The organism is Agrobacterium sp. 16-172Ci (assembly GCF_053522725.1).
The window spans coordinates 91,735-107,130 of sequence record NZ_JBNWBW010000003.1; the positions used below are offsets into that span (position 1 = coordinate 91,735).

A 15,396-nucleotide genomic window follows, 5' to 3' on the forward strand; every position below is an offset into this window, starting at 1 on the left:
GTAGAACAAATGGAGCGCGGGCGCAAGACATCTTGCACCCTCTCACGCCAGGCCCGGGATTTTCGCCGATACAGGATACGCGTTTTTTACGCTTCCCGGTTTCAATTCACGTCATGGTGACGGTCGCTCTCTGTTTCATAGCCTATATCGCCTTCAATCTTTTCGTCTTTCTTGTCTATTGGTGGGACAAGGAAGCGGCGAGAAATGGCGGATGGCGCATCCGGGAAAGCACGCTGTTATCGCTTGCACTCATCGGCGGCAGCCTGGGCGCAATCTCGGCACAACGGCTGCTCCGGCATAAAACACGCAAGGAACCGTTCCGCAGCATCCTGATATCGATCGTGATATTGCAGGTAGGCCTTGTCGCATCGCTCGCCATCATGCCGGACTGGCCGATGCGGCTGGTGGACGCTCTGCAAACTCTGTCTCAGAAAGCCGGCCCATAAAGACCGCTCTCGACTTCGGCCAATTGCTTCTGCAGGCCTACCGACTGCACTTCGCGGTCGAGTTTCGGCGCATAGGAGACGGAGAGCCAGCGGACGCTATAGCCATGGTGGCGGAAAAAGGCGACGGCCGGCTCATTCTGGGCATGGGTTTCAAGCCGGATGGTCTCGAACCCCCTGTCCTCAATCAGCCTTTCAACATCGCCCAACAGGTGGCTGCCGACACCTCTGCGGTGAAAATCAGGATCGATCCAGAAATCGGAAATCGTCTCGTCGAAATGCTCACGCGCCGCCCATCCGGCAACCGAGCCGCCAAACTCCGCCACCCTGATCGCCAGCCATGACGAGCGGGTAAAATTGGAAAAGGCGCTGGCCGCATTGTCGTAAAGGGTCGGGGTGATGCCGAGAGCCGCGGTTGCCTGTCGCCATGCCCTGAGGCCGATGGCCGCCAGAACCTCCGCTTCCTGCTCATGCGCATTGCGAATGACGATCAAGCCGCGCCCTCCATGGCCGTTGAAATTAAACCATTGCCAAGGCGATTCGACCAGCATGGTTTTCTCGCGCCTGGCGGGACTTGACCGCCTCGGCTTTGCCCGCTACCCAAAAGGAGCAAGAACGGAGTTTTTATGTTCGCTCAATCGGAGTCCCGGTAAAGGCCCTGCCCGCAAGTTTCTTGCGCGCCGGGCCATGCTGAAACCGAGCCGGATGCCCTAACCGCACCCGGATTTGCTTTCACGCGTCTATATGACGCCGACCGGACTTCCAAAAATGGACATTTCCCGCGCCGAACAGCGCATTCTTCACCTGCTCGCCCAGGGCGGCAGAATTGAACTCGTTCGAGACGACGCCCACAAAATCGAAAAACTCGCGCTCTACACGCGTGACGGCTGGATTTTCAGCGGCCTCGATCTCCTGACCTTCCGCAAACTGAAACGGAAGAGAGCCATCGCCTCCTCGGGCGGCAAACCCTACCGCATCACGACGCGCGGGCTGGAACTCGTGCGGGGTGAGCTGGACAATCGATAAATAACCGGGCGGCGGCAGCGCTGTCGCCCGGCATTGCGCCAAGAAGCCGCTGCGGCCGTAAGAGCGGGTTATGGCGAGAGCCTGCGCTCTAGCTTCACCTTCTCCAGTTCGACTTTCATGATGTCGGACCATTCCATGCCGCGCCAGACGATCTCAAATCCGCAACGCTCGTAAAGACCGATGGCTGCGCGGTTTCTGGCATGGGTGTCGATGGTGGCAAGCGGCAGGCCTTGCGCGCGCATCCTGTCGAGAAAATGAAGGATCAGGGCTTTGCCGATCCCCTTGCCCTGCCAGTTCGGGTCCACCCAGAGATCGGAAATGTGATGCGGTGCCATATCGCACGCTCCCCAGCCAGCAACAACGCCGTCCATTTCAGCGACGACAATATCACCGGTCGGAGACTTGGCGAAACTCTCGAATTCGCCCCTCACCCGCTCGATGACATCAGGATCGAGATAGCTGTCGTCGAAGGCGTCACCGGAACGCCATGCCGCAAAACCGACAAAGCCGACCGCATCGCGATCGGCTTCGTTCATGTCTCGTAGCTTGAGGCTTTTCACCACCATTTGGCGGGGGTGAACTTGCCGGCGGCCTGCTCGATGGCATGCGCCGTCTTGAACAGCGTCTCTTCCTCGAAAGGCTTACCGATGAGCTGGAGGCCGAGCGGCAGGCCCTTGCCGTCGAGACCGGCCGGAACCGAAAGGCCCGGCAGACCGGCCATGTTGACGGTGATGGTGAAGACGTCCTGCAGGTACATCTTGACCGGATCGGAAGCGAGTTCCTCGTCACCGACTGCAAAGGCGGAAGACGGTGTGATGGGGGCGAGAATGGCGTCGACGCCTTCGTGGAAGACGTTTTCGAAGTCGCGCTTGATCAGCGTGCGGACCTTCTGCGCCTTCAGGTAGTAGGCGTCATAATAACCGGCCGACAGCACATAGGTGCCGACCATGATGCGGCGCTGCACTTCCTTACCGAAACCGGCGGCGCGGCTCTTTTCGTACATGTCGGCAATGTCCTTGCCGTCGACGCGCAGGCCGTAACGGACGCCGTCGTAACGGGCAAGGTTGGACGAGGCCTCCGCCGGCGCGACGATGTAGTAGGCAGGCAGCGCGTATTTGGTGTGCGGCAGCGAGATATCGACAACCTCGGCACCGGCATCGCGCAGCCATTCCACGCCCTTGGCCCAGAGCTTTTCGATTTCTTCCGGCATGCCGTCGACGCGATATTCCTTCGGAATACCGATCTTCAGGCCCTTGAGCGACTGACCGATGGCCTTTTCGTAGTCCGGCACCGGCAGGTCGACGGAGGTCGTATCCTTGGCGTCGACGCTTGCCATGGTCTTCAGCAGGATCGCGGCATCACGCACGTCACGGGCAATCGGGCCTGCCTGGTCGAGCGAAGAGGCATAAGCGACGATGCCGAAGCGCGAGCAGCGGCCATAGGTGGGCTTGATGCCGACGGTGCCGGTGAAGGCGGCCGGCTGGCGGATGGAGCCGCCGGTATCGGTTGCGGTGGCGCCGGCGCAGAGATGCGCGGCCACGGCGGCAGCCGAACCGCCGGAGGAGCCGCCGGGCACCAGCTTCTGGTCGGAACCATTGGCGCGCCATGGGTTGATCGCCGGGCCGTACCAGGAGCTTTCATTGGACGAACCCATGGCGAATTCATCCATGTTGAGCTTGCCGAGCATGACGGCGCCCTGATCCCAGAGGTTCTGGGTAACGGTGGATTCATATTTCGGTTTGAAGCCGTCGAGAACATGCGAACACGCCTGCGTGTGCACGTCACGGGTGGCGAACAAGTCCTTCACGCCAAGCGGAACGCCTTCCAGCTCGCCAGCCTTGCCGGCGGCGATGCGGTCGTCGGAGGCTTTCGCCATGTCGCGCGCCTTTTCAGGCGTCGTCGCCACATAGGCGTTCAGCGCGCCGTTGGCCGCATCGATGGCGGAGAGATAGGCGTCGGTCAGCTCGAGGGCGGAAAATTCTTTGCCCTGCAGCTTTTCGCGGGCTTCGGCAATGGTCAGGCTCGTCAGGTCGGTCATGGTCGGCAACGGCTTTCGAAAATCTCGGAAAAATCAGGCGGCAGAGGCGGTCGCTTATTCGACCACTTTCGGGACCATGAAGAAGTCCCGTTCGGTCGCAGGCGCATTGGCGACAATGTCTTCCGCCTTGTTGCCGTCGGTCACCACGTCGGCGCGTTTTTTCATGTCCACCGGGGTCACCGAGGTCATCGGCTCAACGCCGTCGACATTCACTTCCGAAAGCTGCTCCACGAAACCGAGTATGCCGTTCAGCTGGCCGAGCATATTCTGTGCTTCTTCTTCGCTGACTGCGATACGGGCAAGGCGCGCAACGCGCTTTACGGTGGCGAGATCGACGGACATGGTTCTACTCCGATGGGATATTTCCCATTCGCTATAATCACCATGTCCGTCATTCGCAACGGTAGAAAGCATGTCGCGCCAAACTGTATGGCGGTTTGCGGTCGCGACATGCACGGGCAAAATGTCAGAAGGACAGCGTATCGCCGGCCTTCGGCGTGTGGACGCGCGCTTGCGCCCCTTCCATGCCGGCCACGAACTTCTCCGGCGTCTGGTCGATGATCGGGAAGGAACCGTAATGGCAGGGAATGACATTGCCGAAATTGAAGAAGCGCTGGCATGCGAGCGCGGCGACGGCTCCGCCCATGGTGAAGCGGTCACCGATCGGCACAAGGCCGATATCCGGCTGATGCAGTTCATTGATGAGTTTCATGTCGGAAAAGATGTCGGTATCGCCCATGTGATAGACGGCCGGGCCATCTTCGAAATGCAGCATCAGACCGTTGGCATTGCCGAGCGAATGGGAGACGCCGTCTTCGGTGATCTGGGCGGAGGAATGCAGCGCATTGGTGAAGGTGACGGAAAAACCGTCGAAATGCACCGTGCCGCCGGTATTGCCCATATCGACCTTCGCGACGCCCTTGGCGGAAAGCCAGGCGGCAAGATCGGCATTTGCAAGAACGGTCGCGCCGGTTTCGCGGGCAAGCTGGACGGTATCGCCGACATGGTCGCCATGGCCGTGGGTCAGGAGAATATGGGTGATGCCTTCGGCTGCCGACTTTCCATCCTGTCCGACAAAACCGGGGTTACCGGTGAAGAACGGATCGATGAGTATCTTCGCGCTGCCGTTTTCGAGGCGGAAGGCGGAATGGCCGAGCCAGGTGATTTTCATGGGAAGTTCTCCTTTGTATTGCCGGTATATTATGACATAGGACGGCCTGAACAACCGCACTACCAATATTTAAGAGAGGCGACCATGGCCGCAAATGATGACGAGTACGTGTATGACGAGGCGACCGGTGAATGGCGACCGGCCTCCGAGCTGGCTGCAGAAGCGGCGCGTACGAATGAAGTGCGCGATGCGGCGGGCAATGTGCTGGCGGACGGCGATTCCGTCACCCTCATCAAGGATTTGAAGGTCAAGGGCACCAGCACGGTCATCAAGCAGGGTACCGTCATCAAGTCGATCCGCCTGACCGATAATCCGGAAGAGATCGATTGCAAACATGATGCGGTGAAGGGTCTGGTGCTGCGCACCGAATTCGTCCGCAAACGATAAGGACAACACGCGACATGGCAACACTCACCATTGAGGAACTGGCGCAGGCGCTTCAGCCGGGACAGGCGATTGCCGGCCTCGACCTTGGCACGAAGACGATCGGGCTTGCCATGTCGGACCTGTCGCGGCGTTTCGCAACGCCGCGCCCCGTCATCAAACGGGTGAAATTCACGCAGGATGCGGAAGTGCTGCTGGCCTTTGCCGAAAAGGAAAAAGTTTTCGCCTTCATCATCGGCCTGCCAATGAACATGGATGGTTCGGCTGGTCCCCGCGTGCAGGCGACGCGCGCCTTTGTGCGGACGATGGGCGAAAAAACCGCCCTGCCCTTCATTTTCTGGGATGAGCGTCTTTCGACGGTCGCTGCAGAACGCGCGCTGCTGGAAATGGACGTCTCACGCGCAAAGCGGGCCGAACGCATCGATTCGGCCGCCGCAAGCTTCATTCTTCAGGGCGCGCTGGACAGGCTTTCCGCACTCACCCGCGCGGCCGACTGACGGCCCTGCCACCAGGCCGCAAGCTGCTTTCTCTTGCGGAAGGCGATAATCGCAAAAACGATCAGGCTGTCGACGGCAATGGCGCGTGCCACCAGGGGCGGCAGGCTTTCCGGCGGCAGGCCGAGAATATTGCCGTAAATCTCGAACACCAGATCATGGGTCTGGCGTGTAAGCATGTAGAAGCCGAAGCTCATGTCGTAATAGGAAAGCCAGTACCAGCTGCCCAGCAGCGCAACGGGACCGGCCCAGAGGATCAGAAACCACTTCATGCCGCCTGCCCCCGCACAAACATCGTATCGGGAACGCCGGCAAGCACCGCCCAGCGCACCACGGCCATAAGGCAGAGGTTCAGCGCCGGCGCGTCGATATCCAACGGCAGCATCACAAAAAACGTCATCGTGACGCCTAAAGCTGTCCAGCGGCTCACTTGCGGCTCCCTTATGCGCAGTCATTGCGCATGGTTAACATTTCGTTAATCCACACTGGACCGGCATCCGTGGCGAGGCAAACGAAAGCTGTCATTATGGTTAACGACGGGCGGGCGGCATGTGGAAAAGAACGTGATCGCGTGAACGGCCGGATGCGCCGGGCATTTGCCGGCCCGATGAAAACATGACTGATTTTTTTAATGCGCAGGTCCAGGCGCGACCGTCTTCCGCCTGCGAAACCGGTTCAGCCGTAAACGCCGCGCACCAGCCTTTTGACGGCAGTGGCTATCTTGTCCCAGTCCCGGTCTGATTTCAGCGGTACGCCAGCGAACTGACCGCTGGTCGCAGCGGAAATGACGAGGTGCTGAATGGCAGCGAACAGTACGGCATTGACCGCCGCTGTATCCACCCCCTTCGGCGCCGCCAGCGAACCGCGCATCCGCTCCAGCCACTTGCCCAGCGATTTGGCGCGGGCTTCGGCAAGCTGTCTCACCTGCGGTGAACCGTCAGACACTTCCCAGGCAATGATCTTGCAGACGAGAGGATCGCTGCGTAGCGCATCCATGAAATAAAGCGCCAGCTTTTCCATGAGGTCGCCATAGGTCAAAAGGAACATGCCGCCGGTATCTTCCGGAATGCGATCCCTCACCCAGGAACCGAGGTCCTCGCCAATCGCCTCGATCAGGCCGTCGAGGCCGCCGAAATAACGGTAGATGAGTTGCTTGTCGCAGCCGGCGCGGCGGGCAACGGCATTGATGCCAAAACCCTGAAATCCCTCTTCGGCAAGCAGCGACCGCGCCGCATTAAAAATCGCCTTCTCGGTCTGAGCGCGATCCTTGATGCGTTTTTCCGGTCTGTCGGCTGAAATCGCCTCTGCGGTCGCCAGCATGATTCCCTACCCGTGTTTTGAAAGGCCTCTCTCAACGGGTTAACAAAGCATGAAGGGAAGAACAACGCGGCGGGGCGGATGGACGGAAGGTTTTTGTGGATGAAGGTGACACCATGCGTTTTCAGCCGCTGACATCTCCATAGTCAACCGGGAGATGCCGCTCGATTTCCATGGAATCATGAAGAATGCGACCGATGCCCACCAAATCGGGATTCAACACGCGATAAAGCAACAGATGCCTCGGATATTTAACCAGGCCGGTTTCACTTCTCGCCCTTTCCCGGCTGTAACGGAGATGGTAGCTGCGGACATCGTCTGCCACTTCCGGGCGGAGACTTGTTCCGGAGCGAAACGGATCCCGCGCAACATCACGCAGCGCCGTGACAAGCAATTTTTCGTAGCGTTTTCTAGCTGCGGCCCCAAATGTCGTGTGGGTCCATCCAAGAATTTCAATAATGTCCGATTGCGCGGCTTCGGACAGACGATACTTCTGTCATGCCTTATCAGATTTGGCAAGGCGCGCTTCAGCGTCGCGCCCGAGAGCGGAAATGAAGTCGTCGAGATCATCCTCCGCCACATCCGTAAAACGGCCTTGATCAAGGTCTGCGAAGCCCTGTTGCGCCGCCGCCCTCAAGGCTTCCAATCTGGTCACCTCAAGGCGCTCGCGCCTTTCAATCAATCGTAAGCCCTCGCGCAGCACTTCGCTGGCATTTTGATAGCGGCCAGATTTGACGAGTTCGTCTATGATCTCTTCGTGATGCTGTGTCAGAACGACGTTACGCGTCGGCATCAGAGCCTCCACCAGATATTAGCGACGTCCAACAATACCACCGATTGGCATAATCTGCCAATATTACTCCAGCGCCATGCCGAACCATACGCTGCCCGGCGTTTCGTGGCTTTCGAGGCGTTTGAATCCGCGGGTTTCCCAGAAGCGCATACCCGCATGGTTGCGTTCGCTGGCGCCGAGGTGGATGCCGTAGACGTTGTTCTGTCTCGCCATATCGAGCCAGCGCGACAGAAGCCGGGTGCCGCCGCCCTTGCCCTGCGTGCGCGGCAGGAGGTTCATGTGGATATGGGCCGGAAACGGATCGGTGAGCCAGGCGGGCGTGCGGCGTGGATGGTGGATGAACTGGGCGCGGCGCTGGTCGGCGTCCCATGTCTGCTGATCGCCGCCGGGATCGGGATAAAGGCTGCGCAGATGCGGCCACCATTCCCGCTCCAGCCGTTCTTCGTGCACCGCCGTATCGAGTGCGCCCACGATATAACCGCACACACCTTCCTCATCCTCCGCCACGAAAACGGCATCGGGCCAGAGATGCAGATAGGGCACGGAATAGATATGCCCGACCATGCGGCCATCATTGTAAAGGGCGGTGGCGTCCTGCCCGGCATCGCCGGTGGCAAGGCTTATGGCGTAGAGCGCGTCTTCATCCTCGGCGCGGGCGGAACGGAAGGTCAGCATTGGCGGCCGCCTTCCCTTGCCGCGCATCGATGCGCGAAAGTGTCACGACAGATCAGAACACACTTTACGCCATTGCTGTTTTTCAAATCCGAGACCCCTCCCGCCGGGACTGCAAAACCTTCATCCGCAAGCATCGGTCAAGATGCAGGCGGATAAAGAAGATCGATTATATAATTCGGATCGAAGCGGGAATCGAGCATGCCGTAAGTATGCCGCCAGCCGCCCGCGAGACGGGTCTCGAGGAAGGCATCGGCAATCTTGCCGGCGCCGAGGCGGCAAAGCTCGGCGGCAGCGGCCGCAAGCGCGAACTGCTCCACCAACAGGCGGGCCGCTCCCTCGTCACGTTCGGCAAGGGCGATTGCGGCGCGCAGCACGTCGGTGGTCTTTTTGCCGGCTGCACCCAGATCGCGCTCCAGCGTCTGGAAGACGAGATCGAACAGATCCTTGCCGCGCTGGAGAACCCGCAGCACATCCAGCGCCATGACGTTGCCGGAGCCTTCCCAGATGGCGTTGACGGGCGCTTCGCGATAGTGGCGGGCAATCGGCCGCTCTTCCACGTAACCGTTGCCGCCAAGGCACTCCATGGCCTCATAGATAAGCGCCGGCGCAATCTTGCAGCACCAGTATTTCACGATGGGCGTCATCACCCGCGCATAGGCGGCCTCGGCCGGATTGTTGCGGGCGGCGTCGAATGCGGTCGCCAGCCGGAAGGAGAGCGCAGTGGCCGCCGCCACATCCAGTGCCATGTCGGCGAGAACACGCGTCATGATCGGCTGTGTGACCAGCATCTTGCCGAAAACAGAACGGCCTCGGGCATAATGCACGGCTTCGGCTAGCGAGGCGCGCATCATGCCGGCGGAGGCAAGCGCGCAATCGAGCCGCGTCAGCGTCACCATGTCGAGGATCGTACGGATGCCGCTGCCGGGATCGCCCAGCAGATAACCGAAGGCATCGGTGAATTCGACTTCGGCGGATGCGTTGGAGCGGTTGCCGAGCTTGTCCTTGAGGCGCTGGAAATGCAGGCCGTTCTTTGAGCCATCCTCCAGATAACGCGGCACGAGGAAGCAGCCCATGCCGTCGCCCATCTGGGCGAGCATGACGAAACCGTCGCTCATCGGCGCGGAGAGGAACCACTTGTGACCGGACAGGCGATAGATGCCCTCGCCCACCCGCTCCGCCGTGGTGCGGTTGGCGCGCACATCCGTGCCGCCCTGTTTTTCCGTCATGCCCATGCCAATGGTGACGGCGGTTTTCTGCAGGGCCGGTTTCTGCGAGGAATCATATTTGCGCGAGAGAATCTTCGGCGCCCATTCCTTCTGCACGCGCGGCGAAGCCATGATGGCGGCGACGGAGGCGCTGGTCATGGTGAGCGGGCAAAGATGCCCGGCCTCAAGCTGCGAGGTCAGGTAGAATTTGGTGGCGCGGGCCTTGTGCTCATTGCCGCGCGTATCGGGAGAATTTTCCCAGACGCTGGAATGCAGGCCTGACGACATGGAACGGCGCATCAGCGCGTGCCAGGCGGGGTGGAATTCCACCTGATCCAGACGCTCGCCACGCGGGCCGTGGGTATGCAGCTGCGGCACGCCCTGATTGGCCATGCGCGCCAGCTCCTGCGCCTCATGCGACGTGACGTAACGGCCGAGCTGGTCGAACTCATCCCTTAGATTGCGCGACAGTCCGGAAGTGAGGTCGACGATCAGCGGATCGGAACGATAGGCGTTGATACCGGACCAGAGGCTTGGCTGGTTCAGTTCGGCGAGCGTTTCTTCTGTCCGGGAATTCTGGGTCATCCGCTGCTTCTAGCTGTTTTGTACTGGCGTTGCATAGTGGGGTGATATTGCATAATTCCACCCGCAGGAAGCGATTGAGGCGATTAAACCGCCGCTTTCAGCATTTTTAGGGAATGTCCCTGATTTAGATATCCGGCCCGGCGAATGCCAAACACGTTTCCGGCAAGATCAACGACAGTCCCCAAAAAGCCGCGCAGAAGTTGCGGCAACAACCGGCGGGCATGCGGATAAACGCATTCTCCATAATCTGCGGCCTGACGTGGAACCTGCGGCAGGCTTTTTCGGTTGGCGACTTTGCTGAACGGCTGCACAGGGAGGAGACCATGGAGGCCAGCGTAAGAAAGCTCTTCGAGCGATATGAGCGATTTTTCAATAAGTCTCTCAAGGGTGACATGGATATGGAGGAGGTCGCCTCCCTCTACGCCTCCGACTTCATCGCCGCCTCCCCCGCCGGGGTGACGACCGGAAAGAACGATGACCACTTGAAGCAGGTCATGATGAAGGGTTACGAGCGCTATCGGACGATCGGAACGAAGGAAATGCGGATACGCGACATCCGTATCTCGCCCATCGACGACCATCATTGCCTTGCCCATGTTGCCTGGACGGCGACCTTTGATCGCAAGCGGCAACCGGATGTCGCAATCGACTTCGATGTTCACTACTTCGTCCAGAGGCTGGACGGGGCGCCGAAAGTTTTCGGCTGGGCGTCAGGCGACGAACAGGCGCTTTTAAAGGAACATGGCATCGTCTGACGCCTGCGCCTTCCATGGTCAGGCTGTTGCCTAGAGGGTTGGGGAAAGATCGCCATGTTTTCATTTCAGGAGTTGCGGGCGCTTGCCCCGCGACCATGCAGTCTCTATAGAGCGCAGGACCGAATTCCGCCGCACTCCTGAGGCGTGTTCACAGCGAATGGGAGCGCGCGGATCAGCATTCGGGCGTTCCGGGCATTTTCACGGGAAAATGCGGCGCCCGTCAGGAGGCAAACCGCATGGTCTTCTTCCCCCATCGCCATCTCCTCGGCATCAAGGGGCTTTCCCATCAGGATATTACCCTGCTTCTCGACAAGGCCGACGAGGCGGTGAAAATCAGCCGCCAGCGCGAGAAAAAGACCTCGACGCTTCGGGGCCTGACGCAGATCAACCTGTTCTTCGAAGCCTCGACGCGCACGCAGTCCTCCTTCGAGCTTGCCGGAAAGCGCCTTGGTGCAGACGTGATGAACATGTCGGTCGGCAATTCCTCGGTGAAGAAGGGCGAAACGCTGATCGACACGGCGATGACGCTGAACGCCATGCGCCCGGACGTGCTGGTCGTGCGCCATTCTTCCGCCGGTGCGGCAGCGCTTCTAGCGCAAAAGGTCGCCTGCTCCGTCGTCAATGCCGGCGACGGCCAGCATGAGCACCCGACGCAGGCGTTGCTCGACGCACTGACCATCCGCCGCGCGAAGGGCGAACTGTCCGGCATTACGGTGGCGATCTGCGGGGACGTGCTGCATTCACGCGTCGCCCGCTCCAACATCATCCTGCTCAACCAGATGGGTGCGCGCGTTCGCGTCGTCGCCCCCGCCACGCTTCTTCCTTCCGGTATCCGCGACATGAGCGTCGAAGTATTCCACGACATGAAGGAAGGACTGAAGAACGCCGATGTGGTGATGATGCTGCGCCTGCAGCGCGAGCGTATGTCCGGCTCCTTCGTGCCTTCGGTGCGCGAATATTTCCATTATTACGGTCTGGATGCCGAAAAGCTGAAAGCGGCGAAGGAGGATGCGCTGGTCATGCATCCCGGCCCGATGAACCGCGGCGTGGAAATCGCCTCCGACGTGGCCGACGGTCCGCAGAGCGTGATCGAAAGCCAGGTGGAAATGGGGGTTGCCGTGCGCATGGCGGTCATGGAAACCCTGCTTGTCTCGCAAAATCAGGGTGAGCGCGTATGAGTGCCGTTACCGTTCTCAACAATCTCCGCATCGTCGATCCATCCCGGAATCTCGACGAGACCGGCAGTGTGATCATCGGCGCTGATGGCACCATTCTGGCGGCAGGTAAGGGTGCGCATAATCAGGGCGCTCCCGAAGGGGCGACCGTTCGCGACTGCAAGGGTCTGCTGGCTGTTCCCGGTCTGGTGGACGCCCGTGTTTTCGTGGGTGAGCCTGGTGCCGAACACCGCGAGACCATCGAATCCGCCTCGCGCGCGGCAGCGGCCGGCGGCGTCACCAGCATCATCGTCATGCCCGATACCGATCCCGTCATCGATGACATCGCGCTGGTCGAATATGTGAAAAAGACGGCGCGCGACAAGGCGCTCGTCAATGTGCATCCTGCAGCAGCCCTGACCAAGGGTCTGAACGGCGAGGAAATGACCGAATTCGGCATGCTGAAGGAAGCCGGTGCAGTGGCCTTCACCAATGGTCGTAAGGCGCTCTCCGATACGCTGGTGCTGCGCCGCGCCATGACCTATGCCCGTGAACTCGGCGCTGTCATCGCTCTTGAGACACGCGACAAATATATCGGCGGCGGTGACATGAACGAGGGGCTTTTCGCAAGCTGGCTCGGACTGTCAGGCGTTCCCAAGGAAGCCGAGATCATTCCGCTGGAGCGCGACCTGCGCATTGCAGGCCTGACACAGGCGATCTATCACGCCGCCAAGATTTCCGTGCCGGAATCGGCGGAGGCGATCCGGGTTGCGCGGCAGCGGGGCGTGAAAGCCACCTGCGGCATCTCGATCAATCATCTCACGCTCAATGAAAACGATATCGGCGAATACCGCACGTTCTTCAAGCTCTCTCCGCCGCTGCGCGCCGAAGACGACCGTAAGGCCATGGTGGAGGCGCTGAAGGACGGCACCATCGACATTATTGTCTCCTCGCACGACCCGCAGGATGTCGACACCAAGCGGCTGCCGTTTTCGGATGCGGCGAGCGGCGCGGTCGGGCTAGAAACCCTGCTGGCGGCGGCGCTGCGCCTGCACCACAGCGGCGAAGTTCCGCTGATGCGGCTGATCGATGCGCTTTCCACCCGCCCGGCCAAGATTTTCGGACTGGATGCGGGAACGCTGAAGGTGGGTGCGAAGGCCGATATCACGCTGATTGACCTCGACGAGCCGTGGCTCGTGGCAAAGGAGCAGCTGGTCTCGAAATCCAAGAACACCCCGTTTGAGGATGCCCGTTTCAGCGGCCGCGCGGTTGCCACTTATGTGGCTGGCAAAGCCGTTCATTCCTTGGCATAAGATCACCGACAGAGATCACGCGGCCAGCGCGACAGAGGGGACGTTTGAATGAGTGCTTTGACTGACTGGCAGACGGCGCCTGCCCTTCTCGCGCTTGCAGCGCTGATCGGCTATCTGTTCGGTTCCATTCCCTTCGGCCTCATTCTTACCCGCATGGCGGGGCTGGGTGACGTGCGCAAGATCGGCTCCGGCAATATCGGCGCGACCAATGTGCTGCGCACGGGCAACAAGAAGCTCGCCGCCGCAACCCTGCTGCTGGACGCGCTGAAGGGCACGGCGGCGGTGTTGGTCGCCAATGCGCTCTGGGGTTACGAAGCGTCGCTGGTCGCCGGTTTCTTCGCCTTCCTCGGCCACCTGTTTCCGGTGTGGCTCGGCTTCAAGGGCGGCAAGGGTGTGGCAACCTATATCGGCGTGCTTTTGGGGGCCGCACCGCTGATGATGCTGGCCTTTGCGCTCATCTGGCTCGCAACCGCCTTCATCACCCGCTACTCGTCGCTGTCGGCGCTTTTGGCCATGCTGGTCATTCCCGTCGCCCTCTGGGTGCTCGGACCTGAAAAGACGGCTCTGCTGGTTACGCTGCTGAGTGCGATTTCATGGTGGAAGCACCGCGAGAACATCGCGCGCCTGCTGGCGGGCACTGAAAGCAGGATCGGGCAAAAGGGCTGAGGCCCATTTAAGGATGTGCCATGCCGCATGAGGAAACGACACGGCAGGGCATAGAGCTTTCCGCGCGGCAGCGGGTCGCGTGGCTGAGGCTGATCCGTAGCGACAATATCGGTCCCGTCACCTTCCGCGAACTCATCAATCATTTCGGCAGCGCCGAAAAGGCGCTCGATGCCCTGCCCGAGCTTTCAAGGCGCGGCGGCTCGTCGCGCAGTCCGCGCATCGCGACGCAAGCGGAGGCGGAACGCGAGATCGAAACGGCCGAAAAATTCGGCGCGCGTTTCGTCGGCATCGGCGAGCCCGATTACCCACCTGCCCTGCGGCAGCTGGATGGCGCGCCGCCGCTGATCGCCATGAAAGGATCGGCAGCGACCGCGACAAGACCGAGCATCGGCATCGTCGGTTCGCGCAACGCCTCCATCAACGGCGCGAAATTCGCCGCCATGCTGGCTCGCGATTGCGGCCGCGCCGGCTATAGCATCGCTTCGGGGCTGGCGCGCGGCATTGATGCGGCCGCACACCGGGCAAGCCTTGCAACGGGCACGGTCGCCATGCTGGCCGGTGGTCTCGACCGCCCCTACCCGCAGGAAAATTTCGGGCTTTTGCAGGAGATATATGATCAGGACGGCGCGACGATCAGCGAAATGCCCTTTGGCTGGGAACCGCGCGCCCGCGATTTTCCCCGCCGCAACCGATTGATCGCCGGCGTCTCCCTCGGTGTCGTCATCGTCGAAGCGGCGGAGCGCTCCGGTTCGCTGATAACGGCAAGGCTTGCCGGAGAAGCGGGGCGGCTGGTTTTCGCCGTGCCCGGCTCCCCGCTCGATGCCCGCTGCGAGGGCACCAACCGGCTGATCAAGGAAGGCGCGATGCTGACCACGGGCGCGGCTGATATTCTGGAAGCGCTGCGGCCGCTGATGGAGCCGCAATTGCCCTATGAACGCAAGATCGAGGAACCGAGATCCGACACGGAGATGTCACCACCAGGGGACGACGAGCGCAGCATCATCGCCGCCGCTCTCGGTCCCTCGCCTGTGGAAACGGACGATATCATCCGTCACACAGGTTTTTCCGCTGCAACCGTTCACCTGGTGCTGCTGGAGCTTGATATTGCCGGACGTCTAAACCGGCATGCCGGGGGGCGTGTGTCGCTCTTCATCGCGGATTGACAGCTTGCGCCGTCCGCTCTGGATATCGCCGACTTCGACATAGGCCATCTCGATCAGATAACACAGCATGTCGGCCCCCTCACGGCTTGCGACCTGCCTCAGTTCCGCGAGCATCTGGCGAATGTAAGCCAAGTTCTCTCTGGTCCCTTCATTATCGGCATTATTGTTTGTTGCGTTGGGGACCATATATCTATCCTGCAAAATTTGCCTGAAA

General features: G+C 60.5%; 22 protein-coding genes. 9 read left to right on the forward strand and 13 right to left on the reverse strand.

The annotated features are described in order from the left end of the window. The first annotated feature begins 113 nt into the window (after nucleotides 1-113). The gene (locus ACQZ40_RS05160) at nucleotides 114-446 is read left to right on the forward strand and encodes a DUF1294 domain-containing protein (RefSeq protein ID WP_065653961.1); all 333 of its coding nucleotides are present in this window, start codon (nucleotides 114-116) and stop codon (nucleotides 444-446) included. Here ACQZ40_RS05160 and ACQZ40_RS05165 read toward each other — a convergent pair. Then, the gene (locus ACQZ40_RS05165) at nucleotides 428-937 is read right to left on the reverse strand and encodes a GNAT family N-acetyltransferase (protein ID WP_035217587.1); all 510 of its coding nucleotides are present in this window, start codon (nucleotides 935-937) and stop codon (nucleotides 428-430) included. The genes ACQZ40_RS05160 and ACQZ40_RS05165 overlap by 19 nt on opposite strands. A 274-nt stretch (nucleotides 938-1,211) precedes the next feature. Here ACQZ40_RS05165 and ACQZ40_RS05170 point away from each other — a divergent pair, with 274 nt between their 5' ends. Then, on the forward strand, nucleotides 1,212-1,469 hold the full coding sequence (locus ACQZ40_RS05170) for a YjhX family toxin (protein WP_003521470.1): 258 nt from the start codon (nucleotides 1,212-1,214) through the stop codon (nucleotides 1,467-1,469). A 68-nt stretch (nucleotides 1,470-1,537) separates the two neighbouring features. On the opposite strand, the gene ACQZ40_RS05175 is transcribed toward ACQZ40_RS05170, so the two are convergent. From ACQZ40_RS05175 to ACQZ40_RS05190, 4 genes are all read right to left on the reverse strand, one after another. Further along, complete coding sequence (locus ACQZ40_RS05175; protein WP_332909332.1) at nucleotides 1,538-2,035, reverse strand: GNAT family N-acetyltransferase; 498 nt, start codon at nucleotides 2,033-2,035, stop codon at nucleotides 1,538-1,540. Next, nucleotides 2,026-3,507 carry an Asp-tRNA(Asn)/Glu-tRNA(Gln) amidotransferase subunit GatA gene (gene gatA / locus ACQZ40_RS05180; protein ID WP_448747525.1) on the reverse strand — a complete coding sequence of 494 codons (1,482 nt, stop codon included), beginning with the start codon at nucleotides 3,505-3,507 and terminating at the stop codon, nucleotides 2,026-2,028. Before gatA ends, ACQZ40_RS05175 begins: the two co-directional genes overlap by 10 nt. A gap of 54 nt (nucleotides 3,508-3,561) precedes the next feature. Then, a complete protein-coding gene (gene gatC, locus ACQZ40_RS05185) occupies nucleotides 3,562-3,849 on the reverse strand; it encodes an Asp-tRNA(Asn)/Glu-tRNA(Gln) amidotransferase subunit GatC (RefSeq protein ID WP_448747526.1) in 288 nt (95 codons plus the stop codon). A gap of 124 nt (nucleotides 3,850-3,973) precedes the next feature. Next, entirely contained in the window at nucleotides 3,974-4,678 is a 705-nt protein-coding gene (locus ACQZ40_RS05190; RefSeq protein WP_065653963.1) for a metal-dependent hydrolase, read from the reverse strand. 84 nt (nucleotides 4,679-4,762) lie between these two features. On the opposite strand from ACQZ40_RS05190, the gene ACQZ40_RS05195 reads away from it, so the two are divergent. Then, nucleotides 4,763-5,065, forward strand: coding sequence for an alkylphosphonate utilization protein (locus tag ACQZ40_RS05195; RefSeq protein WP_065653964.1), 303 nt, complete (start codon nucleotides 4,763-4,765; stop codon nucleotides 5,063-5,065). 14 nt (nucleotides 5,066-5,079) lie between these two features. Continuing rightward, nucleotides 5,080-5,559: a Holliday junction resolvase RuvX gene (gene ruvX / locus ACQZ40_RS05200; RefSeq protein WP_003521476.1), complete on the forward strand. Its 480-nt coding sequence runs from the start codon at nucleotides 5,080-5,082 to the stop codon at nucleotides 5,557-5,559. On the opposite strand, the gene ACQZ40_RS05205 is transcribed toward ruvX, so the two are convergent. From ACQZ40_RS05205 to ACQZ40_RS05235, 7 genes are all read right to left on the reverse strand, one after another. Next, nucleotides 5,511-5,828, reverse strand: a complete 318-nt coding sequence (locus ACQZ40_RS05205) for a DUF6105 family protein (protein ID WP_448747527.1) — start codon at nucleotides 5,826-5,828, stop codon at nucleotides 5,511-5,513. The genes ruvX and ACQZ40_RS05205 overlap by 49 nt on opposite strands. Further along, nucleotides 5,825-5,956: a hypothetical protein gene (locus ACQZ40_RS05210; RefSeq protein ID WP_269314891.1), complete on the reverse strand. Its 132-nt coding sequence runs from the start codon at nucleotides 5,954-5,956 to the stop codon at nucleotides 5,825-5,827. The genes ACQZ40_RS05205 and ACQZ40_RS05210 overlap by 4 nt, the downstream gene beginning before the upstream one ends. A 275-nt stretch (nucleotides 5,957-6,231) precedes the next feature. Next, on the reverse strand, nucleotides 6,232-6,876 hold the full coding sequence (locus tag ACQZ40_RS05215) for a TetR/AcrR family transcriptional regulator (protein WP_125145948.1): 645 nt from the start codon (nucleotides 6,874-6,876) through the stop codon (nucleotides 6,232-6,234). Between the two features lie 121 nt (nucleotides 6,877-6,997). Then, nucleotides 6,998-7,357 carry a type II toxin-antitoxin system RelE/ParE family toxin gene (locus ACQZ40_RS05220; protein ID WP_448747602.1) on the reverse strand — a complete coding sequence of 120 codons (360 nt, stop codon included), beginning with the start codon at nucleotides 7,355-7,357 and terminating at the stop codon, nucleotides 6,998-7,000. Between the two features lie 12 nt (nucleotides 7,358-7,369). After that, nucleotides 7,370-7,666, reverse strand: coding sequence for a type II toxin-antitoxin system ParD family antitoxin (locus ACQZ40_RS05225; RefSeq protein WP_125145950.1), 297 nt, complete (start codon nucleotides 7,664-7,666; stop codon nucleotides 7,370-7,372). A 63-nt stretch (nucleotides 7,667-7,729) separates the two neighbouring features. Beyond that, nucleotides 7,730-8,341, reverse strand: a complete 612-nt coding sequence (locus ACQZ40_RS05230) for a GNAT family N-acetyltransferase (RefSeq protein ID WP_020808933.1) — start codon at nucleotides 8,339-8,341, stop codon at nucleotides 7,730-7,732. 137 nt (nucleotides 8,342-8,478) lie between these two features. Continuing rightward, entirely contained in the window at nucleotides 8,479-10,131 is a 1,653-nt protein-coding gene (locus ACQZ40_RS05235; protein WP_020808932.1) for an acyl-CoA dehydrogenase family protein, read from the reverse strand. A gap of 323 nt (nucleotides 10,132-10,454) precedes the next feature. Here ACQZ40_RS05235 and ACQZ40_RS05240 point away from each other — a divergent pair, with 323 nt between their 5' ends. From ACQZ40_RS05240 to dprA, 5 genes are all read left to right on the forward strand, one after another. After that, complete coding sequence (locus tag ACQZ40_RS05240; protein ID WP_448747528.1) at nucleotides 10,455-10,886, forward strand: DUF6841 family protein; 432 nt, start codon at nucleotides 10,455-10,457, stop codon at nucleotides 10,884-10,886. Between the two features lie 236 nt (nucleotides 10,887-11,122). After that, nucleotides 11,123-12,064 carry an aspartate carbamoyltransferase catalytic subunit gene (locus tag ACQZ40_RS05245; protein ID WP_003521487.1) on the forward strand — a complete coding sequence of 314 codons (942 nt, stop codon included), beginning with the start codon at nucleotides 11,123-11,125 and terminating at the stop codon, nucleotides 12,062-12,064. Next, nucleotides 12,061-13,353 carry a dihydroorotase gene (locus tag ACQZ40_RS05250; protein WP_448747529.1) on the forward strand — a complete coding sequence of 431 codons (1,293 nt, stop codon included), beginning with the start codon at nucleotides 12,061-12,063 and terminating at the stop codon, nucleotides 13,351-13,353. Before ACQZ40_RS05245 ends, ACQZ40_RS05250 begins: the two co-directional genes overlap by 4 nt. A gap of 48 nt (nucleotides 13,354-13,401) precedes the next feature. Then, on the forward strand, nucleotides 13,402-14,019 hold the full coding sequence (gene plsY / locus ACQZ40_RS05255) for a glycerol-3-phosphate 1-O-acyltransferase PlsY (protein ID WP_065653971.1): 618 nt from the start codon (nucleotides 13,402-13,404) through the stop codon (nucleotides 14,017-14,019). Nucleotides 14,020-14,039: 20 nt separating this feature from the next. Continuing rightward, a complete protein-coding gene (gene dprA / locus ACQZ40_RS05260; protein ID WP_448747530.1) occupies nucleotides 14,040-15,182 on the forward strand; it encodes a DNA-processing protein DprA in 1,143 nt (380 codons plus the stop codon). On the opposite strand, the gene ACQZ40_RS05265 is transcribed toward dprA, so the two are convergent. Further along, nucleotides 15,135-15,368: a hypothetical protein gene (locus ACQZ40_RS05265; protein WP_003521491.1), complete on the reverse strand. Its 234-nt coding sequence runs from the start codon at nucleotides 15,366-15,368 to the stop codon at nucleotides 15,135-15,137. The genes dprA and ACQZ40_RS05265 overlap by 48 nt on opposite strands. Between the last annotated feature and the right edge of the window lie 28 nt (nucleotides 15,369-15,396).

Bases quoted from the DNA above. Each gene is read 5' to 3' on its own strand.
- ACQZ40_RS05160 (WP_065653961.1), top strand. From the start codon at position 114: ATGGTGACGGTCGCTCTCTGTTTCATAGCCTATATCGCCTTCAATCTT.
- ACQZ40_RS05170 (WP_003521470.1), top strand. From the start codon at position 1,212: ATGGACATTTCCCGCGCCGAACAGCGCATTCTTCACCTGCTCGCCCAG.
- ACQZ40_RS05175 (WP_332909332.1), bottom strand. From the start codon at position 2,035: ATGGTGGTGAAAAGCCTCAAGCTACGAGACATGAACGAAGCCGATCGC.
- gatA (WP_448747525.1), bottom strand. From the start codon at position 3,507: ATGACCGACCTGACGAGCCTGACCATTGCCGAAGCCCGCGAAAAGCTG.
- gatC (WP_448747526.1), bottom strand. From the start codon at position 3,849: ATGTCCGTCGATCTCGCCACCGTAAAGCGCGTTGCGCGCCTTGCCCGT.
- ACQZ40_RS05190 (WP_065653963.1), bottom strand. From the start codon at position 4,678: ATGAAAATCACCTGGCTCGGCCATTCCGCCTTCCGCCTCGAAAACGGC.
- ACQZ40_RS05195 (WP_065653964.1), top strand. From the start codon at position 4,763: ATGGCCGCAAATGATGACGAGTACGTGTATGACGAGGCGACCGGTGAA.
- ruvX (WP_003521476.1), top strand. From the start codon at position 5,080: ATGGCAACACTCACCATTGAGGAACTGGCGCAGGCGCTTCAGCCGGGA.
- ACQZ40_RS05205 (WP_448747527.1), bottom strand. From the start codon at position 5,828: ATGAAGTGGTTTCTGATCCTCTGGGCCGGTCCCGTTGCGCTGCTGGGC.
- ACQZ40_RS05210 (WP_269314891.1), bottom strand. From the start codon at position 5,956: ATGACGTTTTTTGTGATGCTGCCGTTGGATATCGACGCGCCGGCGCTG.
- ACQZ40_RS05215 (WP_125145948.1), bottom strand. From the start codon at position 6,876: ATGCTGGCGACCGCAGAGGCGATTTCAGCCGACAGACCGGAAAAACGC.
- ACQZ40_RS05225 (WP_125145950.1), bottom strand. From the start codon at position 7,666: ATGCCGACGCGTAACGTCGTTCTGACACAGCATCACGAAGAGATCATA.
- ACQZ40_RS05230 (WP_020808933.1), bottom strand. From the start codon at position 8,341: ATGCTGACCTTCCGTTCCGCCCGCGCCGAGGATGAAGACGCGCTCTAC.
- ACQZ40_RS05235 (WP_020808932.1), bottom strand. From the start codon at position 10,131: ATGACCCAGAATTCCCGGACAGAAGAAACGCTCGCCGAACTGAACCAG.
- ACQZ40_RS05240 (WP_448747528.1), top strand. From the start codon at position 10,455: ATGGAGGCCAGCGTAAGAAAGCTCTTCGAGCGATATGAGCGATTTTTC.
- ACQZ40_RS05245 (WP_003521487.1), top strand. From the start codon at position 11,123: ATGGTCTTCTTCCCCCATCGCCATCTCCTCGGCATCAAGGGGCTTTCC.
- ACQZ40_RS05250 (WP_448747529.1), top strand. From the start codon at position 12,061: ATGAGTGCCGTTACCGTTCTCAACAATCTCCGCATCGTCGATCCATCC.
- plsY (WP_065653971.1), top strand. From the start codon at position 13,402: ATGAGTGCTTTGACTGACTGGCAGACGGCGCCTGCCCTTCTCGCGCTT.
- dprA (WP_448747530.1), top strand. From the start codon at position 14,040: ATGCCGCATGAGGAAACGACACGGCAGGGCATAGAGCTTTCCGCGCGG.
- ACQZ40_RS05265 (WP_003521491.1), bottom strand. From the start codon at position 15,368: ATGGTCCCCAACGCAACAAACAATAATGCCGATAATGAAGGGACCAGA.